General features: G+C 38.5%; 20 protein-coding genes and 1 pseudogene. 15 read left to right on the forward strand and 6 right to left on the reverse strand.

Annotated elements, in window-relative coordinates; all coding sequences use genetic code 11:
• The first annotated feature begins 8 nt into the window (after positions 1–8).
• Complete coding sequence (gene htpG, locus N8A89_RS02225) at positions 9–1,901, forward strand: molecular chaperone HtpG (RefSeq protein WP_281540791.1); 1,893 nt, start codon at positions 9–11, stop codon at positions 1,899–1,901.
• Between the two features lie 98 nt (positions 1,902–1,999).
• Here the strand turns inward: htpG and N8A89_RS02230 are convergent, their stop codons facing one another.
• A complete protein-coding gene (locus N8A89_RS02230) occupies positions 2,000–2,812 on the reverse strand; it encodes an inositol oxygenase family protein (protein WP_281540792.1) in 813 nt (270 codons plus the stop codon).
• A gap of 81 nt (positions 2,813–2,893) precedes the next feature.
• Entirely contained in the window at positions 2,894–4,492 is a 1,599-nt protein-coding gene (locus N8A89_RS02235) for a solute:sodium symporter family transporter (protein ID WP_289644846.1), read from the reverse strand.
• A gap of 134 nt (positions 4,493–4,626) precedes the next feature.
• Here N8A89_RS02235 and N8A89_RS02240 point away from each other — a divergent pair, with 134 nt between their 5' ends.
• Positions 4,627–5,964 carry a hypothetical protein gene (locus N8A89_RS02240; RefSeq protein ID WP_281540795.1) on the forward strand — a complete coding sequence of 446 codons (1,338 nt, stop codon included), beginning with the start codon at positions 4,627–4,629 and terminating at the stop codon, positions 5,962–5,964.
• Here N8A89_RS02240 and N8A89_RS02245 read toward each other — a convergent pair.
• Positions 5,961–6,323, reverse strand: coding sequence for a hypothetical protein (locus N8A89_RS02245; RefSeq protein ID WP_289644847.1), 363 nt, complete (start codon positions 6,321–6,323; stop codon positions 5,961–5,963). The two genes, N8A89_RS02240 and N8A89_RS02245, sit on opposite strands and share 4 nt — an antisense overlap.
• Before the next feature lie 42 nt (positions 6,324–6,365).
• Complete coding sequence (locus N8A89_RS02250) at positions 6,366–6,947, reverse strand: RNA polymerase sigma factor (protein WP_281540797.1); 582 nt, start codon at positions 6,945–6,947, stop codon at positions 6,366–6,368.
• Positions 6,948–7,074: 127 nt separating this feature from the next.
• On the opposite strand from N8A89_RS02250, the gene N8A89_RS02255 reads away from it, so the two are divergent.
• From N8A89_RS02255 to N8A89_RS02265, 3 genes are all read left to right on the forward strand, one after another.
• The gene (locus N8A89_RS02255) at positions 7,075–7,428 is read left to right on the forward strand and encodes a DUF6249 domain-containing protein (protein WP_289644848.1); all 354 of its coding nucleotides are present in this window, start codon (positions 7,075–7,077) and stop codon (positions 7,426–7,428) included.
• A gap of 67 nt (positions 7,429–7,495) precedes the next feature.
• On the forward strand, positions 7,496–8,131 hold the full coding sequence (locus N8A89_RS02260; protein ID WP_281540798.1) for an MOSC domain-containing protein: 636 nt from the start codon (positions 7,496–7,498) through the stop codon (positions 8,129–8,131).
• Between the two features lie 2 nt (positions 8,132–8,133).
• Positions 8,134–8,493: a DoxX family protein gene (locus N8A89_RS02265; protein ID WP_281543325.1), complete on the forward strand. Its 360-nt coding sequence runs from the start codon at positions 8,134–8,136 to the stop codon at positions 8,491–8,493.
• Positions 8,494–8,548: 55 nt separating this feature from the next.
• On the opposite strand, the gene N8A89_RS02270 is transcribed toward N8A89_RS02265, so the two are convergent.
• Positions 8,549–9,133 carry a T9SS type A sorting domain-containing protein gene (locus N8A89_RS02270; RefSeq protein WP_281540799.1) on the reverse strand — a complete coding sequence of 195 codons (585 nt, stop codon included), beginning with the start codon at positions 9,131–9,133 and terminating at the stop codon, positions 8,549–8,551.
• A gap of 218 nt (positions 9,134–9,351) precedes the next feature.
• Here N8A89_RS02270 and N8A89_RS02275 point away from each other — a divergent pair, with 218 nt between their 5' ends.
• The 3 genes from N8A89_RS02275 (at position 9,352) to N8A89_RS02285 (ending at position 11,262) form a co-directional block, all read left to right on the forward strand.
• A complete protein-coding gene (locus N8A89_RS02275) occupies positions 9,352–10,224 on the forward strand; it encodes an AraC family transcriptional regulator (RefSeq protein WP_281540800.1) in 873 nt (290 codons plus the stop codon).
• Entirely contained in the window at positions 10,224–10,820 is a 597-nt protein-coding gene (locus tag N8A89_RS02280) for an alpha-ketoglutarate-dependent dioxygenase AlkB family protein (RefSeq protein ID WP_281540801.1), read from the forward strand. Before N8A89_RS02275 ends, N8A89_RS02280 begins: the two co-directional genes overlap by 1 nt.
• A gap of 163 nt (positions 10,821–10,983) precedes the next feature.
• Positions 10,984–11,262: a TIGR03643 family protein gene (locus N8A89_RS02285; protein WP_281540802.1), complete on the forward strand. Its 279-nt coding sequence runs from the start codon at positions 10,984–10,986 to the stop codon at positions 11,260–11,262.
• 15 nt (positions 11,263–11,277) lie between these two features.
• On the opposite strand, the gene N8A89_RS02290 is transcribed toward N8A89_RS02285, so the two are convergent.
• Positions 11,278–12,051 (reverse strand): S1/P1 nuclease, encoded by a 774-nt coding sequence (locus N8A89_RS02290; RefSeq protein WP_281540803.1) that lies wholly within the window; start codon positions 12,049–12,051, stop codon positions 11,278–11,280.
• Between the two features lie 88 nt (positions 12,052–12,139).
• Between N8A89_RS02290 and N8A89_RS02295 the strand changes: the two genes are divergently transcribed.
• From N8A89_RS02295 to N8A89_RS02325, 7 genes and pseudogenes are all read left to right on the forward strand, one after another.
• The gene (locus N8A89_RS02295) at positions 12,140–14,401 is read left to right on the forward strand and encodes a transglycosylase domain-containing protein (RefSeq protein ID WP_281540804.1); all 2,262 of its coding nucleotides are present in this window, start codon (positions 12,140–12,142) and stop codon (positions 14,399–14,401) included.
• Between the two features lie 57 nt (positions 14,402–14,458).
• Positions 14,459–15,310: an SPFH domain-containing protein gene (locus tag N8A89_RS02300; RefSeq protein ID WP_281540805.1), complete on the forward strand. Its 852-nt coding sequence runs from the start codon at positions 14,459–14,461 to the stop codon at positions 15,308–15,310.
• 74 nt (positions 15,311–15,384) lie between these two features.
• Positions 15,385–15,552 carry a type II toxin-antitoxin system antitoxin gene (locus N8A89_RS02305; RefSeq protein ID WP_281540806.1) on the forward strand — a complete coding sequence of 56 codons (168 nt, stop codon included), beginning with the start codon at positions 15,385–15,387 and terminating at the stop codon, positions 15,550–15,552.
• Between the two features lie 61 nt (positions 15,553–15,613).
• Positions 15,614–17,812: a DUF5916 domain-containing protein gene (locus N8A89_RS02310; RefSeq protein ID WP_289644849.1), complete on the forward strand. Its 2,199-nt coding sequence runs from the start codon at positions 15,614–15,616 to the stop codon at positions 17,810–17,812.
• Between the two features lie 87 nt (positions 17,813–17,899).
• Positions 17,900–20,098, forward strand: coding sequence for a DUF5916 domain-containing protein (locus N8A89_RS02315; protein WP_281540807.1), 2,199 nt, complete (start codon positions 17,900–17,902; stop codon positions 20,096–20,098).
• Position 20,099: 1 nt separating this feature from the next.
• A complete protein-coding gene (locus N8A89_RS02320; RefSeq protein WP_281540808.1) occupies positions 20,100–20,903 on the forward strand; it encodes a Cof-type HAD-IIB family hydrolase in 804 nt (267 codons plus the stop codon).
• 35 nt (positions 20,904–20,938) lie between these two features.
• A pseudogene (locus N8A89_RS02325) lies at positions 20,939–22,211 on the forward strand (DUF819 family protein).
• The last annotated feature ends 28 nt before the right edge of the window (positions 22,212–22,239 follow it).

The raw sequence follows: 22,239 nt of genomic DNA on the forward strand, positions 1-22,239 counted from the left end.
CAAAAAATATGGCAACAGGTAAAATAAATGTTTCTGTAGATAATATATTTCCGCTCATCAAGAAATTTTTATACAGCGATCATGAAATTTTTCTAAGGGAATTGATATCCAATGCGACGGATGCCACCTTAAAACTTAAACACTTAACATCTATTGGCGAGGCCAAGGTGGAGTATGGAAATCCCATTATCGAAGTTAAAGTAGATAAAAAAGGGAAAAAACTTCATGTCATTGATCAAGGTCTTGGGATGACGGAGGAAGAAGTGAAGAAGTATATTAACGAAGTAGCCTTCTCCGGAGCCGAGGAATTTATAAATAAATATGAGGACTCCGCTAAGGACGCAGGAATTATTGGTCATTTTGGACTCGGTTTTTACTCCGCTTTTATGGTTGCGGATAAAGTAGAAATTATTACCAAGAGTTATAAGGAGGAGCCAGCCATTCATTGGTCCTGTGATGGGTCCCCAAAATTCACCATAAAGAAATCTAAGAAAAAAGAACGCGGAACGGAGATCATTTTACATATCGCCGAGGATTCAACGGAATTCTTAGAAGAGAATAGAATTACCGAGCTGTTGCGCAAATACAACAAGTTCATGCCCGTTCCTATTAAGTTTGGAACGAAGACGGAGACGCTTCCAAAACCAGAAGGTGCAAAAGAAGACGACCCTGCTCCTACCAAGGAAGTGGATAATATCATAAATAATCCTAATCCAGCCTGGACAAAACAGCCAGCAGACCTTAAGGATGAAGATTATAAAAGTTTTTACCGGGAAATGTATCCCATGCAGTTTGAGGAGCCTTTATTCCATATACATCTAAATGTAGATTATCCGTTTAATCTTACCGGAATATTATACTTCCCAAAGTTGACGAATGATTTGAACATTCAGAAGGACAGAATTCAGCTTTATCAAAATCAGGTTTTTGTAACAGATAACGTAGAAGGTATTGTTCCGGAGTTCTTAACGATGCTGCGAGGCGTAATAGATTCTCCAGATATTCCACTGAACGTTTCTAGATCATATCTTCAAGCGGATGGTGCGGTAAAGAAAATCTCCTCATATATCACTAGAAAAGTAGCGGACAAGTTAAACTCCTTGTTCAAAAATAATAGGGAAGACTTTGAAAAGAAATGGAACGATATCAAAATCGTTATTGAATACGGAATGCTATCCGAGGATAAATTCTTTGAAAAAGCGGACAAGTTTGCACTATACCCTACAGTAGACGGATCTTACTTTACTTTTGAAGAATTACAGGAGAAAATTAAAGGTAATCAGACCGATAAGGATGACAAGTTGGTCATACTTTATGCTTCGGACAAAGAAGCGCAGCACAGTTACATTGAGGCTGCAAAGGCTAAAGGTTATGAGGTGCTGCTCATGGATTCCCCAATTATTGGTCACTTGATGCAAAAATTGGAAACTTCCAAAGAGAAAATTTCTTTTGCCCGTGTTGATGCGGATCATATTGACAAATTGATTCAAAAAGAAGATACGCAGATTTCTAAGCTATCCGACGAGGAAAAAGAAACCTTAAAATCTGAACTGGAAAAGGTTATTGGGGAGAAAAGTAGCTACACCGTTCAACTGGAGGCTATGGAAAGTAATGCTTCTCCTTTTATCATTACCGAACCGGAGTTTATGCGTCGTATGAAAGAGATGCAGCGGACCGGTGGCGGTGGCGGAATGTTCGGTATGGGTAACATGCCAGAAATGTATAACCTCATCGTTAATACCAATCATGAATTGGTAGGTGAGATTTTAAATACCAAAACGGCGAAGAAAAAGGAACGGTTAATCAACCAATCCTTGGATTTGGCAAAATTGTCCAAAGGGTTGCTAAAAGGTGCCGAATTGACCGAGTTTATAAAGCGAAGTTATGGCATGGTAAAGTAGAATCAACTTAATGTAATTAAAAAAGCCACTTTAATTAAAGTGGCTTTTTAATATCCTTCATGAGATGTTTTTTGATTCAAATACAAAACAAGATTTAGTTACCAATAAATAGGACCCGAACCTAGATATTTTTCTGCAATTGGTTGGTAATATTCAATTACATCCTCAAGATCGTATATTTTTTGACTTTTGGTGTAGAGGTCATATTTGTTGAAGTCCTTGATCAGTTCTAAATAGGTGGCGTCTTTTTCATTCAACAATGCTTTATAACTCCCACCACTATGCCAGGGATAAAAGGAATGGTAACGGATCATGACCATGCCCTCTTCCGGTAATGAATTAGTTTCATGGTTACTTAACACATGGTACAAATATTCATCATGGCCCCATGCTAAATCTACATTATCTATTCCGCAGCCCTTTTCATAAATCCCCGTTTCTGTACTATAGACTTCCTGTTGCATATCAGGATTTAAGCTATTGAACTCAGGATATACACAGGAATCCGGTAATGCGCAGCCTACCACAAATACATCACCTACCATACCCCATTGTTCTGCTTGGCTCGTTCCATCCGCGTCACAGCCCCATAAAAACATGACTTTCCCCAGGTCATGAATTAATCCGGTAAGTTGCATCCAATCTGGACGACCATCGGCCCTTATTGCTTCTGCACTCTGTATCAGATGCTGGATGTTAGGAAGGTCTAAATCCGGATCACTCACATCAATTAAACTATTTAAATGACTCATAGCTTCCCATAGCCCCATTGGTTTGTCAAAAGTCAAATACTTTTTATGCATTTCCTGCACATAGGCCAAAGTTTGGTTTTTGCGCATTTTCCGGTAATGTTCTTTGACGGCTGCAGATACATCCAGAGCTTCATAATTTCTGAAGGATTTTTCTTCCATTAAAACAGATTCAATTATTAAATTCGATTATACAAAATTTTAATTTCCTTACTATCAATGCCTTGTGCTTCACTCCCTTTTTTAAACATTCCCCAATACAAGGTACAAAATTACCGTAAACACAATTAAAAATAGACTGAACGGTTTGGCATACCTCCAAGAATTCAAATCCAACAGACCCGAATCTTCCATATAAAATTGTTTCCGCAATGGACGAAATCCTGACGCCAAATGCATTATAGCAAGATTCAAAACAAATTCAATACCCCAAATATGTACAAAATGAAGATTCACCGTCATGATGTAGTACATAACAATATAAAAGAGCAGACCAAAAGCGAGTCCAATCTTTGCGCCAAAGGCAGAGACTTTTGGAAAAAGAAAACCGGCTATCACTACACTGGCAATAGGTATGAAAAATATGCCATTTAACTGTTGTAAAAGTTGGTAAAGTCCTTCAGGGGCATTGGCAACAAAAGGTGCGATTCCAATAGCGAAAACAGCCAGTAACGCCGAAGTCCATTTTCCTATATTGACCAATTTTTTTTCTGAAGCATTTTTAGAAATATATCTTTTAAATATTCCTAAACTAAAAACTGTTGCCGCACTACTTAGAGCACTATTAAATGTGCTTAGTATAGCACCCATCATTACCGCCACAAAGAATCCTGTTAGCCAAATGGGTAATACTTTTTTTACCAGCTTTGGATATACGCTATCCGGATTGTCATATAAACTTTCCCCGAAATAATAAAATCCTATGAGGCCAGGTAGTACAATTATCAATGGCACTAAAATTTTAAGAAGTCCTGTATATAGTAATCCTTTCTGCGCCTCTTTAAGACTGATGGCACCTAAAACTCTTTGAATAATAGATTGGTGCATAGTCCAAAAATAAATTTGATTTACCATCAAGCCGGTAAATAAAACCTCAAAAGGAAGGATTGCGGATCGAGCACCTTTACCGACACCTACTTCGGTACTGACCACATTAAATTTATCAGGACTATTTTTAAAAACGGTACTTAAGCCTTCTAACGGGTTACCATCGCCAATGCTGAGCAAAGCTAAAATTGGAACCAGAAGCCCTGCCACTAAAAGACCAAAGCCGTTGATAGTATCGGTATATGCTACCATTTTAAGTCCCCCAAAAATGGCATAGACGGCCCCAATTATTCCTACCACAAGAATGGTAATCCAAATTCCTTCCCTTTGAGTTATGTTCAATAATCCCGAAATTTCAAAAATAGCCTCAATATTCAACGCCCCCGTGTATAAAACAATAGGCAACAAAGTAGCTACGAATGAAATAATCAAAAGGAGGGCTACACAGGTTCGGGTAACTCCATCAAAACGTTTTTCCAAAAACTCAGGGATGGTAGTCAATCCCATTTTTAAGTATTTTGGGGCAAAATATAATGCTCCAATAACCAAGGCCAACGCGGAAGTTACTTCCCAGGCTATTATAATTGCACCGTTACGATAAGCAGACCCGTTCATACCTACTAAATGCTCGGTGGAAATATTGGTCAAAAGTAAGGATCCCGCAATTACGATACCCGTTAGCGACCTACCACCAAGGAAATAACCATCACGTGTATTGAACTTATCCTTTCGTAGTTTGTAAGTGGCATAAAATGCTACGAATCCGGTAAACAATAAAAAGGTTAAAAGGGCCATTGGTTATAAAAGTAAAAATAATATCAGTCAGCTAATTATCCGCAAATAAAATATTTAAACAAGGTATTTAAGAGTCCTAAGATTAAAAAATAATGGGATTTGTTCTTATCTTATAATCAAATAACTACCAAAAAATGAGCAACGATTATAAAAGTCCTGCTTTTAAAAAATTGCTGGACTCCCTTCAACAACAGAGTTGGGAACTAGAACTCATTATTTCCGGTTTCGCCATATTTGGACTTTTTACGGCCTATTCCCCAATCAAGATTGCAGTAATCCAGGCGGAAAACGACGAACACATATATGCTTTTGTAATCTATGTAATACTCCTAATAGCCTGCTCTATTCTACTCTTTAATTTGCTACTTCATGTTGTCTTAAGAGGATTATGGATAGGTGCCTTGGGGCTCAGATATGTTTCTGGCGATATTGAGTTTGACAAACTGAAGTATAGCGACCGATTTAAAAACTATTTAAGTAAAAAAATAGTTTCCTTTGACCGCTACATTGCCCGGTTAGAAGATTATTGCAGTGTTCTCTTCGCCATTTCTTTTTTATTGATTTTTTACGTTATCGGTTTTACCTTGGTGATAGTATGTTTGGCATTGACAGCCAATTATATTTTAGATAGTAAGACTTTACCAAACTGGGTCTCTAAGGGCATAGGCATTCCTTTGATTCTCTTTTTAGTGTTTGGCATGTTACTCACCTTTATTGATTTTCTTTTTCAAGGAATCCTCAAGAAGAACAGAGTAATTTCTACACTTTACTTTCCCATATATTGGGTATTTAGTTTTATAACCCTATCCTTTTTGTACAGACCGTTACTCTATAATTTTTTAGATCATAAATTCGGCAAAAGGCTATTGTTAGTCCTAACCCCTGTTTATGCAGTAATTCTGTTTTTAACATCATTCAATTATAATAAATCCAATTATTTGGACCCTGAGCAAAATGCCTCTGCCATTTTTGCCGACCATAGAAATTACTTGGATGAAATTACCGAGGAAGGCGATTATATAAAAAACGCAGCTATACCCTCTAAAGTGATTAATTCTTCCTTTCTACAAATTCTTATACCGTTTGACGACAATATTGAAGATCAACTCTTTAATTATAACGAGGGATTAAAACCTGAAAAAGACCGTAGAGGACTCCGGTCTGAAATAACCGTAACAGGGAACTGGAGAAAAAATCTTATTGCTGGCAAAAGAAGAGATAGTCTTAGAAAAGTTTATATGGACATGTTCAACGAAACCCATTATTTCCTTATCGATACTTTGAAACTGGATGCCGATTTTATCATTTCCAACAATAATAAAGACCATATCTATTTTGAAACCTATCTGGCTATAGGCGACTTAGAGGATGGGAAACACATTCTAAGAATAAAACGCAAAAGAAAAAGAAATGAAAAAATAGAAGATGTGACCGATGCACTTATTCCGTTTTGGTATTTTACAGATGATTAAATAATCACCCTACGCGTAGCGAAAAACCGTCTCAGATATACTATTTGAATTACTATAAAAATAAGTAGTCCCACTAAACCGTAAACAGCGGTATCCGATATCGTTAAACTTTGTAGCATACTCAAAAAATTTGTGCTACCTATAATATTCAACTTTATAACAGAAAACCACTCCATGCTCTCAATCTTTGTACTAGAACCTAAAAATATTCCAGCACCAATTACGACCAGGACCATAACATACCAAGTAGGTTTTGAAATCAACGGTCTATAGGCTGTTTTTTGGCTTTTTATCTGAGACTGTTCCAATTTTGCCATTACTGAGCCCGTAAATTCAGGTGGAACCTGCTCCAATTCCAAATGCTTAATGGTTTTTTTAGAAATAAATCCATTTGCTTCTGCTCACTTTCTTTCATAACCTTCTATTATTTCAGGTTCCATTTTTTTCTTTAAAATACTAGCCAGTCGTTTTCTGGCCCTAAACAATTTCACTTTTACCGTATTGGCCTGTAGTGATTTAATCTCAGCAATTTCACTTAAAGATAGTTCCTTAAAATAAAATAACGTCAATAAAAAAGCATCGTCACCGTCTAAATCTTCCATCGCCTCCTTAATGGTTCTTTTTTGCTCCTTACCCTCTAAGGAGTCCCAACTGCTCTCCAAGTAGATAACATCTAAATTTGGATAACTGTCAATTGAGGAAACCTTTAATTCTCTTTTTTTCTTGATCACATCCAATCCTTTATGATAGGCAATTCTATAGAGCCATGTTGAAAATTTGGATTCACCTTTAAAATCCGCCAAGGCATTGAACGCCCTTAAAAATGTATCCTGCGCCACCTCTTCCGCATCCTCCTTATTACCGACTAATCTTAAGGCCAAATTATAGACCATATGTTGATACTTTGTTATCAATTTGGCATATGACTTTGTATCCCCTGCCAGGATGAGCTTTATTATTGGTTGGTCTGTATTTTGGCTCATTTGACTATAAGACGTAAAAAAGATGACCAAGGTTACAGATAAAAAAATATTAAAAGTGTAACCTCACTTTAAAAATTGACGTCATATGGGCAACTAGAGTTTATTAATCAATTAAAAAACAATCAAAATGGTAGGACCAACATTTATTTTCATCAGCTTATTCTTAGTCGTATTCGGTATATGTTACCTCTTTTTTTCAACCAGAAACAAAGAACGATTAGCGTTAATTGAAAAAGGTGCAGAAGCAAGTATCTTTGTTCGCGGCAAACGAGAAAAGGCGGCTCCTTTTTGGAAAATCTTAATATTAAATCTTGCTTTATTACTAATGGGAATAGGTGCTGGTATCATGATTGGAGGAGTCCTAGATAGTTCCTTTAATGTAGATGAAGATATTGCTATGCCAGGTTCTATATTCTTAATGGCAGGCACTGGGCTTTTAATAGGTTTCTTTTTGACTAAAAAATTAGATAAGGAAGAATAATAATATGGGAAATAAAAATTGACGTAAAAACCACTGTGCTGTCACGGTGGTTTTCTACTTTTATACCATGAAGGTAATCTCCACCAATATTGGCAAGCCCGTAACTTTTGAATGGAACGGGAAAGAAGAACAAACTGGAATTTATAAATATCCCACTGAAAACCCTCTTTTTCTAACAAAAAGTGATGTACAAAACGATACGGTCATTGATCGCGTACACCACGCTGGAATAAATAAGGCATGTTACCTGTTTTCAGCCGCCCACTACCCCTATTGGAAAAAGGTATATCCAGAGCATGAATGGGATTGGGGCATGTTCGGTGAAAACCTTACTGTTGAAGGTCTGGACGAATCACTGATTAAGGTTGGCAATATCTACAAAATAGGTGAAGCTATGGTCCAGGTCTCACAACCCAGGGAGCCCTGTTATAAATTGGGTGTTCGTTTTGGCACTCAAGACATCTTAAAACAGTTTATAGACCACAACCATCCGGGGACTTATGTAAAGGTTTTAAAGGAGGGCAATGTGGCCAAGGGCGATAGCATAGAATTAGTAAAGGAATCGGAAAACACACTTACCGTTCAGCAATTTTATGAATTGATGTTCCTAAAGGAAAAACCAAAAGAACTATTGCAACTTTTTATGAACAATGAAGCGGTCCCGCAATACAAGAAGGACCGATTTAAAAAGTACTTATCATGAGTATGGCCTATCCCTGGCACCTATACCTTATGGCGGCTATGTACATATTTGCTGGTATCATGCACTTTATAAAACCGAAGGCTTATCTCAGGATAATGCCCCGATACCTGCCCAACCATAAAAATCTGGTTTTCTTAAGTGGCATAGCTGAAGTTCTGTTGGGAATAGGATTATGCTTTGCTCTTACTAAGAACATGGCTATTTATGGTATTATATTGATGTTGACCATTTTTCTTTTGGTTCATTTCTATATGTTAAGCGACAAGAAAGCAGCAGCCGGTATACCAAAATGGATACTGTTATTGCGAATACCCCTTCAATTTGGATTAATGTTCTGGGCGTACTGGTACCTGAGGTTCTAAAACGAAAAAAGGGGACTCTCCAGCCCCCTTTTAATTGAAACTAAATTAAACCAACTTAATTAACTACAAAACTTTCTGTGTAGGTGTTGTCATTGTCGGAGATTACTACCGAATAACTTCCCTTATAGGCACCAGCAAAATTGAAAGCTTTTTCAACGATTAACGTATTGGTATACGTTTCGGTATAAACTTCCCTATAGTCGGCATCGTAGACTTTAACCGATACATCAGACTTATCCAAGTTCAAGAAGTTTATGTAAACTTTATCATTAGTTCTTCTAAAAAAGGGTTTATACGCTTCTTCCATATTTACAATTTTAACTTCCTTTCCTTTTATACTAACGGTATAGACGTAGGTATTAAACTCATCCTCGGCAGAAACAAAATACAATCCATCTTTTAGACTGCTTAAATCGAATTTTCTACTAAAACTACCCTCGGAAAGTTTTCCGGAATAAATTACATGTGCGTCTTCGTCCATGAATTTTATACCAAACTTTGAAGATGTATTGTTCATCGTTAAAACTAAACTTTTTGCTTCGCTAGAAGCTATCAAGTTTACCTTTGGTTCTCTTGCAGTACAAACTACTGTAATAAGTAAAAAGGCGATAACTGTTGTTAATTTTAAAACTGTTTTCATAATAATCTGTTTTTTTAAGATTAATAAATAAGTAACAGGACAAACTTACGACCAAACTCAAGGTTAGACTACTTCATATTTCTCCGATTTATGTTCTTTTTTACCCTTAACAAAGTGTTAAATAGTAATAAAAGGTAATTTTCAACATATTTTAGGTAATTTTGCAAATATCTCCTAAATAGAGGTTGTCTAATTTTATAATTAGAAACAGTTCTTATATGATTGCACAGAAACCTACTTTTGAAGCTATTGAACCTACTTTTGGTCACTCCTTTACCTATCAGAAATTCGATGAACAAAAATTGAACAAAAACTATGTTTGGCATTATCATCCTGAAATTGAATTGGTATATGTGAACGGAGGTTCGGGAAAACGGCAAATAGGTAGCCATGTTTCCTATTATACGAATGGTGAACTTATTTTAATAGGAAGTAATCTGCCCCATTGTGGATTAACGGACAGACTCACGGGAAATACCAGCGAGACGGTCATACAGATGAAACTGGATTTTTTGGGGAACGATTTTTTCAACATACCCGAAATGAAAAAAATACAGACCCTCTTTCAAACTGCGAACGCCGGAATTACATTTTCTGGGGCCACCAAACGAAAGATTGGAGAAAAGATGGAGGTTTTGGAGTATCAATCGGATTTTCAACGCTTGTTGTCCATTTTAAATATCCTTAATGAACTAAGTATTTCTACGGAATTTCGTTTGCTCAATGCAGAAGGTTTTTCTTTGGAAACCGATGTAAAGGACAACGACCGCATCAATATTGTTTTCAACCATGTTAAGAATAACTTCAAGGAAGAGATTACTTTGGAAGAAATAGCAAATATGGTGAGTATGACCATTCCCTCTTTCTGCCGCTACTTCAAGAAAATAACAAACAAGACCTTTATACAGTTTGTGAACGAATATCGTTTAGTGCATGCGTCCAAGCTACTTGCCGAAAAACCCTTAAGCATTACGGAGGTGTGTTTTGAGTGTGGATTCAATAACTTCTCACATTTTAACAAGTCGTTCAAGGCCTTCACCGGTCAGAACCCGTCGGAATACAGAAATCAGCTTAAAACGGTCTTGACCTAATGTCAAATCTATTTAATAATAATTTAGATTTAAGTCTCCCCGATGCGGACGTAAACTACTATCCTAACTTTTTAAGTCCGGAAGTAGCCGATTCGTATTTTAAAATTTTAAAAAAATCCATTGCTTGGCAACAGGATGATATTAAGGTCTTTGGAAAGGTCTATCCCCAGCCACGGCTTACGGCACTTTATTCCAATAATGATAAAGCCTATTCCTATTCTAACATTACCATGTATCCCAAAGCTTTCAGTCCAGAACTTCTTCAATTAAAGGAGAAAATTGATACTTTGGCCAATTGCGAATTTACCACCTGTTTGTTAAACCTTTACCGCAATGGAAGAGATAGCAATGGCTGGCACGCCGATAATGAAAAGGAATTGGGGCAAAACCCAATCATTGCCTCCGTAAGTTTGGGTGCAGAGCGGTTTTTTCATATGAAACACAACACCAAACCCGAAAAACATAAATTGCTATTAGAACATGGGAGCCTCCTACTCATGAAAGGGGAAACACAACATTTTTGGAAACACCAGATTGCGAAAACAGCGCGCGAAATAGGCGAGCGGATCAACCTAACTTTTCGAATCATCAAATAAAAAGATTGGCTGTGAGAACCGATTTTTATACATTTTCCCGAATTTAAGACTGTTTTAAAATAGAAGCTAACTATTCCAAAGTCCTTATCTCTAAACGCATTGATGATTTTTCAAATGTCATGCCAAAAAGATTTCCCTATATGGTTCGTATATTTGCAGTGCGATGGAAAAAGAATTTACAGAACGGGAATTGGACCGTATTATAGAAATGGCCTGGGAAGACCGTACAACCTTTGACGCCATTACCTTTCAATTTGGAATATCCGAACAAGAGACCATAGAAATCATGCGCAGGGAAATGAAGCCGAGCAGCTTTAGAATGTGGCGTAAAAGGGTTCAAGGTAGGGCTACGAAACACGCTAAACTCCGACCTACGGATGTTGATCGATTCAAAAGTTCCCGTCAAAAGCAAATTACAGGCAACAAGATTTCAAAGCGATAGTAAAGTCTTACATGTTTATTTGAAGAGATCGTTCAGAACCACGGCCAAACGAATACCTCCTTTTTGTAGTTGCTCCTCAACAGTGCCCCACCATTTGTAACCGTATTGATATCCTAATTTCTCACCTAGGGCTACAGATTCATACAGCTGATTTGTGATTTCTTGGGTCTCCTCAACCCAATCCAAAACAGACCCTTTTTTCAGCTCCTTCAGTTCCTCTTTGGATAGTTTTGGGAGCTTGTCCGCCAGTTCGGTATAGCTCATCCCATAGTCATCTATCATGTTACTATCCCAGACCCTATGTAGGTTACTTCCTCTTCCGAACCATTGCAATTGGAGATCATTTCCGCCTTTATCTTCTAACCGCCCTATGTGCATAGGTTGGTGCAAGTCGCCTATGAGGTGCACCAAAAGTTTCAAATAAAAGATTTTATCCTCCCTACTGCTATTGGAGTTTTTGACAGTACTTATGCATGTATTGATGCCTATAACCAAATCACCGTACTCACTAGGCTCTACATCGGTATACTTTTTATCCGCAGGAAAATTTACATAATGCCAGGCACTGAACTCCCTATATTTCCTATCCGCCTTTATCTCATCACCAAAATTAGCGACTGCCGCCAGACTTTGTCCATCCAGCAAATCAGTAATAGCTCTTTTGGCCTTGCGGCTTAAGTGCTCCTCGGCTACATCTCCCACTACCCTATGACCGGTCTTGGACCAAACCATATCATTGGCAAAAGAAACTTGAAAGATTATCAGGAATGAAAAGTAAATTGTTCGCATGGTCTAAATTTGCTCAAAAATAGGACATCAAATTTTAAGGTATTGTTAAAACTTCCTTCAGCTCAATTATAAATTAGACCTTGCGAAAATGAACAGGATACTATCTGCCTTTAAAAAAATTAAATCGCCGTACCTACGTTATTCAATTTTGGGCTTCTTGTGTATATTTACGTTGCTCCTTATATTTCTGCTTAGTATCAATATAGGGCTGTGGGGTACAATACCTAGTAAAAAAGAACTTTCCAGTTTCCAATATCAGGTAGCATCGGAAGTATTTACTTCGGACAGTGTTCTTATCGGTAAATATTACTTAAATGACAGACAGCCCATCGTTTATGAGGAATTCCCAGAACACCTGTTGCAGGCCTTAGTATCTATTGAAGACGAGCGTTTTTACGAACATTCTGGCGTAGACTTTCCAAGTCTGTTCAGGGTTGGAGTAAAGACCGTTATAATGGGAGATGAATCTTCTGGCGGAGGCAGTACCCTTACCCAACAACTGGCCAAAAATCTGTATCCCCGGAAGGATAGGAACAACACCAATATAATTGTCGATAAAATCAAGGAAATGATTATTTCCAAAAGATTGGAGCGCCTATATACCAAGGAAGAAATCCTTACCCATTATTTGAATACGGTCTCGTTTGGGGATAACACTTTTGGTATTGAAAGTGCCGCCCTCAAGTTCTTTAATGTCCGTACAGAAAATTTAAACTTATTACAGGCCGCCACCTTAGTAGGAATGCTAAAGGCAACATATAGCTACAATCCTAGAATATTTCCGGAAAAGAGTCGCATTAGGCGCAACCTTGTCTTGACCACTATGAAAAATAATGGCTTTATTGCCAATGATGAACTCGAAAATTTACAGGCGAGCCCTTTACAACTAGATTATAGGGAGTACGATTACAATTCCGGATTAGCACCGTATTTTAGGGAAGAAGTACGCAAACAAATGCTTTTTTGGATAAAGCAACAAAACGAGTCTGGAAATGAATTGAATATATACACATCCGGTCTTAAAATCTATACGACCCTCCATTATGAAATGCAAAAACTTGCTGAAGAAGTTATGGTGGACCATATGGCCAAACTTCAACAAGAATTTGAGAAAAGTTACGGTCAAAATGCGCCATGGTTAAAAGATGATAAATTTCTTCGTAAAATGGCTCGACAAACATCGGCTTATAAAAACTTAAAAAAGCAAGGGCTTGAGGAAACCCAAATAATGGATAGTATAAAGCAGACAAAGCGTAAAATGACCTTGGCCAGTTGGGATGGTGATATAGAGAAACAGGCGAGTACCATGGATAGTCTTCAACATTACCTCAAATTTTTAAACACCGGTTCTTTAGCATTAAATCCTGAAACTGGGGAGGTACTAACTTGGGTTGGCGGGATTAATTTTAAACACTTTAAGTACGATCATATTTCACAGAGCAAACGTCAGGTAGGATCAACATTTAAACCTATCGTTTACACGGCAGCATTGGAACAAGGTATTGAACCTTGCACCTATTTTTCTGCACAGGAAGTGGCCTATGAAAATCTAAAAGGATGGTCTCCCAGTAATTCCGGCGAAAAAGATGAGGCTTACCTCAACTATTCCATGGAGGAAGGTCTAAGCAACTCGGTGAACACCATAGCGGTTAAAGTATTGGAGAAAACAGGGATTGACAATGTTTTAGCTCAAGCCCAAAAAATGGGAATTACAGCGGAACTTCCCAACCAGCCTTCATTGGCTTTGGGAACTGGTGAAATAAAAATAACTGAATTGGCTAAAGCGTATACTAGCTACCTCAACAAAGGCAAATCCGTAGAACCATTCATCATTAAATCAATTAGTGATAGAAATGATAGCGTTCTAGCCCGATTTGAGCCTAAAAATGATGATAAAGCCGCATTTTCAGAAGAAAACGGACAAATTATGTTAGAAATGATGAAGTCTACCGTAAATAAAGGAACTGCATCAAGAATTAGAACAACCTATGGTTTATCTAACGACATCGCGGGTAAAACAGGTACCACTCAAAACAACAAGGACGCTTGGTTCGTGGCACTAACTCCAAAATTGGTGCACATTACCTGGGTAGGGTTGGACAATCATGAAATAGGCTTTAAAAGCACAAATTTAGGTCAGGGCGCCAACGCCGCCCTACCGCTATTTGCACTTTGGTATCAAAAACTGAACAAAGACTCCTCTTTTAATAAGTTCACCAAGGCCAAATTTCCTCCGCCCGACGAAGGTGTAATTACCGCTTTGGATTGTGAACCTGTAAAGCGAGACGGTTTCTTTAAACGTTTATTCAAAAATCCAAACAAGAAAAAAAGCAAGAAATTTCGGGGATAAAGGAAGATATTAAAAATTAAGTGATATATTTATGATATCATTTTAATATCATATACTATGTCAACTGAAAAAAACTACAGTCCATTTAACGGTTATGTAATGCTTGTTATTTGCCTATTTCTAGTTATCCCGGGAGTGGCGTTATTAAGAATCTATGTGGGTGCTTTTATGATTTTTGCAGCGATTATATGTATTGCTGGCTTTGTAATGGTAAATCCGAACGGCTCCCGAGTCCTATTACTCTTTGGAAATTACGTGGGAACCATCAAAAAAAATGGTTTTTTCTGGGTGAATCCATTTTACACCAAAAAGAAAATCTCTTTGCGGGCAAGTAATTTTGATAGCGAAAGACTTAAAGTGAATGACAAACTGGGTAACCCTATCATGATCAGCACCATTTTAGTCTGGCGAGTTACCAACACGTACAAAGCCGCATTTGATGTCGACGATTATCAAAACTTCGTTCGCGTACAGACCGATGCTGCCGTTCGTAAACTGGCAAGCATGTATCCTTATGACAATTTTGCGGATGAAGGCCTTGATGAGGATATTACATTACGTTCCAGTCTCAATGAGGTCAGTGAAGCTTTGGAGAAAGAAGTCCAGGAACGACTTTCCATGGCGGGTATAGAGGTTCTGGAAGCACGGATTGGTTATTTGGCCTATGCGCAAGAGATAGCGAACGCTATGCTGAAGAGACAACAGGCAACCGCCATTGTAGCGGCACGGCATAAAATCGTGGAGGGAGCGGTAAGTATGGTAGAAATGGCACTAGGCGAACTCAGTAAAAAGCAATTGGTAGATTTGGACGAAGAAAGGAAAGCGGCCATGGTGAGTAATTTAATGGTGGTACTTTGTTCGGATAAAGATGTAGCTCCCATTGTTAATACAGGTACTTTAAATCACTAAAGGTTTTCCAAGGATTAGAATGCTGAAATTGATTTGAAAAAATTCTTGAATATCGATGTACATTATCGAAATAGATGAGTAAGAAAAAAGCATTTGCATTACGGGTAAGTGAAGATATGCTAAAAGCTATTGAAAAGTGGGCTGCGGACGAATTCCGCAGCACTAACGGGCAGATTGAATGGATGCTAATGAAGAGTTTAAAAGAGGCTAAACGAGAACCAAAAAGCAAAAAAAACGAATAGATTTGGGATTTTCTTAACGATGAATTAGTTTAAATTTGAAGCCAGCTAATTCTAACTTGTAATGACCAGAGCTTTAAGTGCGATAGCACTTTTATTTTTTTCCTTCGGCAGTTATGGCCAGAACCCTATCAAATCATTTACAGTAAAACATACAACGTATAAATTTGTTATCGATGGCGTTCTAGACGAAGCAGCTTGGGCCCTTGCCGAAAGTGCAGGTGAATTCCAGCAGTATTTTCCCTCGGATGATGTACCGGCACAATACCAGACCGATATCCGTATGCTTACGGATGAAACTACGCTTTACGTAGGACTTAAGGTATATACTCCGGGCCAGGATTACGTGATTCCCTCTCTGGAACGGGATTTTCGGGCCGGTGGCAACGACAACATTAGTGTTATATTCGATACCTTCAATGATGGTACAAATGCATTTTTGTTCGGAATAAACCCCTACGGAGTGCAGCGAGAGGTTCTAATTTCGGGGGGTGGGCAGGACTTGAGAGGTTTTACCACCTCTTGGGATGTAAAGTGGAAAGGGGAAAGTAAAATCTACGATGGTTATTACACTGCTGAAATGGCCATACCCTTAACTTCTATGAAATTTTCGGAAGGAGAGACGAAATGGCGTTTTCAAAGTTACCGATTTGACATGCAGTCCAACGAAAGAAGCAATTGGTTCGTAATTCCACAGAACCAAAGCGTTATCAACCTTGCATTTATGGGGGATATGTATTTTGAAAGACCTCTAGGGCGCTCTCGTACACCGTTAGCGCTTATCCCCTACGTGAACACGATTGCCGACAAGGATTTTACGACGGATACGAGCACTAGTGGTTTAAAGATTGGGGGCGATGCAAAAATAGCCATTGGTAACGGCATGAACTTGGATGTCACCGTAAACCCGGATTTTTCCAATGTTGAAGTCGATGCCATTTTTACCAACCTTACCCGTTTTGAAGTGTCCTTGCCGGAAAGAAGGCAGTTTTTCGTAGACAATAATGACCTGTTCGGAAGCTTTGGTGGCAGTAGGGACGCCAACCCCTTTTTTTCAAGACGAATAGGTATAGCTACGGACAGTGCAGGTAATTCTGTTCAAAATGATATTCTAGGGGGAATCCGTTTAAGCGGCAAACTGAATAACAACTTAAGACTAGGATTTCTGAATATACAGACCGCCAAGAATGAAGAGCAGCAAATAGCATCGAATAATAATATGATGTTTGCCTTACAACAACGCGTATTTGCACGTTCTAACATAGGGGTGTTTTTCATCAACCGCCAAGCCTTCGGAAATGAATCCTATATAACGGAAGAGGATGAATACAATAGGGTTATGGGAATTGATTATAACCTCGCCAGTGAGAATAATGTTTGGTCCGGAAAATTCTATGCGCACAAGTCCTTCCAACCTGGAGATAGTGAGGGTAACGGCTCTGCGGGTGCTTTTTTAGGTAGGAATTCAAGGTTTTGGAACGTCTTTACGGATTTAGCTTATGTTGATAATGATTTTAGGTCGGACCTTGGTTTTATCAGACGAACAGATATCATTAAATCTGCCACTTCGGTACAACGGCTTTTTTGGCCTAAAAAGGGACCGATTAACAACCATGGTTTGGAAATTTTTCCAATTATAACTTGGCGTCCAAGTCTTGACTATAAAAAAACCGACCATGATATCATGTTGAACTATCGGTTCAATATGAAAGACTTTTCTCAATTTGGAGTGGAGTATAGCAATAGTTATATTTTCCTAACGGAGTCTTTTGACCCTACCAGTACCGATGGCGCTGTTGAACTACCAGGAAACCAAGGATATACTTTTGGTTCCGTAAGCGTAGGCTATCAGTCTAATCAAGCCAATGTATTTGCCATTGAGGCAGATGCTTCAATTGGCAGCTTTTTTAACGGTGAACGTTTTTCGACAAGCGCTGAAGCAACATTACGGTTGCAACCCAAAGTACGTCTGAGCCTTAATGTTAACTATGATAGAATTAGCTTACCCGATCCTTACCCCAGTGCGGACCTTTGGCTGGTAAGTCCACGAGTGGGTATTACATTTAGTAAATCGATTTTTTGGTCAACACTTTTGCAATACAGCAATCAAAGGGATAATCTAGGCATCAACTCAAGATTACAATGGCGTTTTGCTCCTTTATCGGACCTTTTCATTGTTTATAATGACAACTATTTCGTGAATATAATAGAGCCGAAGTTCCGTTCCATCAACCTTAAGTTGACCTATTGGCTCAATATCTAATTTAAATGTATTGGCATAAATTACCGTAATTGAATTTAGTTATCCGACTAAACTCTTAAATTTGGAATCCACTTGGAAGAAACTCCTATGACGAGAGCTTTTTTAGTATTTATTTTCTCCTTGATTTTTACTACCCTTTTTTCTCAAAAAGAACGTAAGACATTCATGGTTAAACAGATTTCCGAAACCATTATCGCCGACGGTAATTTAGACGAGCCCATCTGGGAGATGGCTGGAATCGCCAATGAATTTTGGGAATATTTTCCGACAGATTCCATACAGGCAAGAAAGCAATCTCAAATTAAAATTCTTTATGACGACAAGAATATCTATGTAGGGATAAAGGCTTACTCCAGTGGTACAAATTATGCTACCCAATCGCTACAACGTGATTTTAGAGGTAGCGGGAGCGATAGTTTTTCTCTAGTTTTTGACACTTTTAATGATGGCACCAATGCTTTTTTATTTGGTATAAACCCTTATGGTGTTCGACGTGAAGCCCTTATTGCGAACGGTGGTACCGGACAAGATGATTTTAATCTCTCTTGGGACGTAAAGTGGAAAGGAGATGCTAAAATTTACGACGATTATTTTACGGCAGAAATGATTATTCCGCTTACCTCCTTGAAATTTGAAGAAGGGTCCACCAAATGGCGGTTTAACAGCTATCGTATTGAAACGCAATCTAATGAACGAAGTACTTGGACAAGAATCCCACAAAATCAGCAGATATACAATCTCGCTTTCATGGGAGATATGGTCTTTGAGAAACCGTTGGGGAAATCAAGGACACCTTTTGCTTTCATCCCCTATGTAAATGGTATTCAGGCAAGAGATTTTGACAATGGCGAAAATCTGGATAATTTTAAGGTAGGTGCAGATGCCAAAGTATCAATAGGCAATAGCTTAAATCTTGACTTAACTCTTAACCCGGATTTCTCTACGGTAGAGGTAGACAATTTTATAACCAACCTTACCCGTTTTGAGATTGCTTTACCGGAGCGACGCCAATTTTTTATTGATAATAATGATCTTTTTGCAAGTTTCGGTGATGGTTTTGATGTGAGTCCGTTTTTCTCTAGACGTATAGGAATCGCCCAAGACACCGTTGGCAATACCATAGAAAATAACCTTCTGGGAGGGGTACGCCTTAGTGGTAAAATAACAAACGACACTAGAATTGGTGTGCTGAACATTCAGACGGCAGAAGACCTTGAAAACGAAATTCCTTCTAATAACAATACCGTCCTAGCCATACAGCAGCGTGTATTTTCTCGCTCCAACATCGGAGCATTCTTTATTAACAAACAATCTTTTAAAGATTACGATTTTGTTGAACCTAATGATGCGTACAACCGAGTTTTAGGTATTGACTATAATCTCGCCTCTAAGAACAACACCTGGAACGGCAAATTTTTCACCCATAAATCATTCCAACCAGGGGATAACACAGGAAATTTTGCTTCTGGAATAGCTATGCGCTATAACACTAGAAAGTTCAACCTATTTGCTAAAAGTACGTTTGTGGACGAAGATTTTCGTTCCGATTTAGGTTTTGTACGCAGGACAGATATCTTTAAGCAGATACTAAGTATGGAACGGGTATTTTGGCCAAAAACAGGAATTGTCCAAAATCATTCAATTCAGTTTTTTCCTAATATCAGATGGAGTCCCAGCAGAAATTTCCAAAATACGGATTATGATTTTCGAGGCCGATACGAGGTACAATTCAACGATCAATCTCAGGCCAGAATTGAGTTCACCAATACCTACACCTTTTTATTTAACGATTTTGACCCCACGGGTACAGAAGGAGCCATTCCCCTGCCCGGAGAAGTAGGGTACCATTATAACAACGCAGAGGTTGGATATCAATCTGATCAGCGAAGACTCTTTTCGTATAATATCCAGTCTACATTAGGAAGATTCTTCAACGGAAATCGATTCTCGTTACAAGGCCGTATGGTCATGCGCTTTCAACCTAAGGCACAATTGTCAATGACCTTTAATTATGACCAAATAGATTTACCAGATCCATTTCCAAGCGCTGCTATTTGGCTGATAAGCCCTAAAGTTGATATTACCTTTAGCAAGTCCATTTTCTGGTCTACATTAATACAATACAGCAACCAAAGGGATAACTTGGGCATCAATTCTAGGTTACAATGGCGATTTGCTCCATTGTCCGACCTTTTCATCGTGTATAATGATAATTATTCAGTGAGTATCATTGAGCCTAAATTCCGTTCCATCAACCTAAAGTTGAGCTACTGGTTAAACATTTAATATGAAGCCTAAACTCTTATGTTCAGATTTAGATGGCACATTGCTCATCACCAAAAGTGATGTCTCGGAGTTTACGATTGCACAGTTAAATCGAGTTAAGCGCACTGTCCGAATTATTTTAGTCTCCGCAAGAATGCCAAGCGGTATGCGCTACCTTCAAAAAAGGTTGAACATAGAAAAACAACCTATTATATGTTATAATGGTGCACTTATAATAGATAATGAAAAGGAGGTCCATTCTACAACTATTCCCCTAAATATCGTTCACGAGATTTCTAACCACTGTGCACCTCTGAAAACAGCATTGGGTCTCTATTATAAGGATGAATGGTATGTTCCTGAAAGCTCTGAAAGGGTTGAAAAGGAAATAAAATATACGCGAACAAAGGCTATTTTTAGACCTACATCAGAAACTATTACAGATTGGCAAGCTAGAGATTTAGGTGCCCATAAAATCATGCTCATGGGCACTAAGGAAAGTTCAGATATACTCATTCCCATCCTGAACGAGAAATTAGGAAGTTCAATTAATATTTATCGTTCCAATGATACCTTAATCGAGATAGCTCCCAAAACGGTTTCCAAGCTTACAGCCATAAAACAACTCCTTAAACCAACTGAAACACTGGCGGATGTGCTTGCATTTGGTGATAATTACAATGATTTGGAAATGCTAAGCCATTGTGGAATAGGAGTGGCGGTAGGCAATGCAAGGGCAGAATTGAAGAGAATAGCAGATTATGTGACCGTAAGCAATACGGAAAACGGGGTGGCAGAATTTATAAAACACCATCTTGTTATTTGAGTATATTTGAAAAACCACAACCTTTTCACTAAAGTATGGAAAACACCATAGCACAGCCATTGATAACGAATGATACCGTTGTCTTTGGGCTCTTGGCACTTGCCTTAGGTTTCATTTTTTACACCTCTTCCCTGACCTCCGGTTTTTGGAAAAAATTCTATTCCGTTGTACCTGCGGTTTTGATGTGCTATCTGTTACCCGCAATTTTGGCCAGCAGTGGTCTTATTTCCGATGAAACATCCAATTTATACTTTATGGCAAGCAGATATCTTTTGCCCGCCGCTTTGGTATTGATGACCTTGAGTATAGACTTAAAGGCTATAGCCAATTTGGGATCCAAAGCACTGATAATGTTTTTAACGGGGAGTGCGGGGATAATTATCGGTGGACCACTGGCCATTTTAATAGTATCTATCTTTTCGCCTGAGACGGTGGGCGGTAATGATTTCGATGCTATTTGGAGGGGCTTGTCTACCATAGCCGGAAGTTGGATAGGCGGCGGAGCCAATCAAGCGGCCATGTTAGAAATCTTCCAATATAATCCTGAAAAATATGGTGGAATGGTACTCATTGATATCGTTGTTGCCAATGTATGGATGGCCATTATACTTTTGGGTGTCGGTAAGACAAAACGGATTGACAAATGGTTAAAGGCGGATACTAGCGCTATAGAAACCTTAAAAATAAAGGTTACGGAATTCACAGAAAGGATTACTAGGGTTCCCACATTAAATGATTATATGATAATGTTATGTTTGGCTTTTGCAGCTACCGGTTTTGCGCATTTTTTCGGAGACCATATAAGTGAATTTCTTACCAATAACTTTGATGCGATAAGCGATACAAAAAGCTTTCTGTCGTTTTTAGGCTCTGCTTTCTTTTGGATGGTGGTAATCGCTACGGCGGTAGGTATTGCCCTTTCCTTTACTAAGGCTAAGAGTTACGAGGGTGCTGGAGCAAGTAAAATTGGCGGTATGTTCATTTACATCCTAGTTGCAACGATAGGCATGAAAATGGATTTAGGCAAAGTATTGGAAAACCCTGGGCTAATTGCCATCGGATTTATTTGGATTACAATTCATGCCGGATTATTGATTCTCGTGGCAAAACTCATTAAAGCTCCCTATTTCTTCTTAGCGGTGGGAAGTCAGGCCAATGTTGGAGGGGCTGCATCAGCACCAGTAGTTGCGGCAGAGTTCCACCCATCGTTGACCTCGGTAGGCGTACTTCTGGCAGTTTTGGGCTATGTAGTTGGTACAGGGGGCATTGCTGTGCGCTTACCTAATGGAAGTTGCATCTACCGTTTAATACAACTGATTTCTTGATGGATTCCCTG

Origin of the sequence: Maribacter aestuarii, assembly GCF_027474845.2 — a bacterium.
Classification (GTDB): Bacteria; Bacteroidota; Bacteroidia; order Flavobacteriales; family Flavobacteriaceae; genus Maribacter; species Maribacter aestuarii.

What these genes read in the sequence shown, in the direction of transcription:
- N8A89_RS02255 (WP_289644848.1), top strand. Translation starts at nt 7,075, where the DNA reads ATGGTAGGACCAACATTTATTTTCATCAGCTTATTCTTAGTCGTATTC.
- N8A89_RS02280 (WP_281540801.1), top strand. Translation starts at nt 10,224, where the DNA reads ATGTCAAATCTATTTAATAATAATTTAGATTTAAGTCTCCCCGATGCG.
- N8A89_RS02305 (WP_281540806.1), top strand. Translation starts at nt 15,385, where the DNA reads ATGAGTAAGAAAAAAGCATTTGCATTACGGGTAAGTGAAGATATGCTA.
- N8A89_RS02270 (WP_281540799.1), bottom strand. Translation starts at nt 9,133, where the DNA reads ATGAAAACAGTTTTAAAATTAACAACAGTTATCGCCTTTTTACTTATT.
- N8A89_RS02290 (WP_281540803.1), bottom strand. Translation starts at nt 12,051, where the DNA reads ATGCGAACAATTTACTTTTCATTCCTGATAATCTTTCAAGTTTCTTTT.
- N8A89_RS02300 (WP_281540805.1), top strand. Translation starts at nt 14,459, where the DNA reads ATGTCAACTGAAAAAAACTACAGTCCATTTAACGGTTATGTAATGCTT.
- N8A89_RS02275 (WP_281540800.1), top strand. Translation starts at nt 9,352, where the DNA reads ATGATTGCACAGAAACCTACTTTTGAAGCTATTGAACCTACTTTTGGT.
- N8A89_RS02230 (WP_281540792.1), bottom strand. Translation starts at nt 2,812, where the DNA reads ATGGAAGAAAAATCCTTCAGAAATTATGAAGCTCTGGATGTATCTGCA.
- N8A89_RS02310 (WP_289644849.1), top strand. Translation starts at nt 15,614, where the DNA reads ATGACCAGAGCTTTAAGTGCGATAGCACTTTTATTTTTTTCCTTCGGC.
- N8A89_RS02260 (WP_281540798.1), top strand. Translation starts at nt 7,496, where the DNA reads ATGAAGGTAATCTCCACCAATATTGGCAAGCCCGTAACTTTTGAATGG.
- N8A89_RS02295 (WP_281540804.1), top strand. Translation starts at nt 12,140, where the DNA reads ATGAACAGGATACTATCTGCCTTTAAAAAAATTAAATCGCCGTACCTA.
- N8A89_RS02250 (WP_281540797.1), bottom strand. Translation starts at nt 6,947, where the DNA reads ATGAGCCAAAATACAGACCAACCAATAATAAAGCTCATCCTGGCAGGG.
- N8A89_RS02285 (WP_281540802.1), top strand. Translation starts at nt 10,984, where the DNA reads ATGGAAAAAGAATTTACAGAACGGGAATTGGACCGTATTATAGAAATG.
- N8A89_RS02240 (WP_281540795.1), top strand. Translation starts at nt 4,627, where the DNA reads ATGAGCAACGATTATAAAAGTCCTGCTTTTAAAAAATTGCTGGACTCC.
- N8A89_RS02265 (WP_281543325.1), top strand. Translation starts at nt 8,134, where the DNA reads ATGGCCTATCCCTGGCACCTATACCTTATGGCGGCTATGTACATATTT.
- N8A89_RS02235 (WP_289644846.1), bottom strand. Translation starts at nt 4,492, where the DNA reads ATGGCCCTTTTAACCTTTTTATTGTTTACCGGATTCGTAGCATTTTAT.
- htpG (WP_281540791.1), top strand. Translation starts at nt 9, where the DNA reads ATGGCAACAGGTAAAATAAATGTTTCTGTAGATAATATATTTCCGCTC.
- N8A89_RS02315 (WP_281540807.1), top strand. Translation starts at nt 17,900, where the DNA reads ATGACGAGAGCTTTTTTAGTATTTATTTTCTCCTTGATTTTTACTACC.
- N8A89_RS02320 (WP_281540808.1), top strand. Translation starts at nt 20,100, where the DNA reads ATGAAGCCTAAACTCTTATGTTCAGATTTAGATGGCACATTGCTCATC.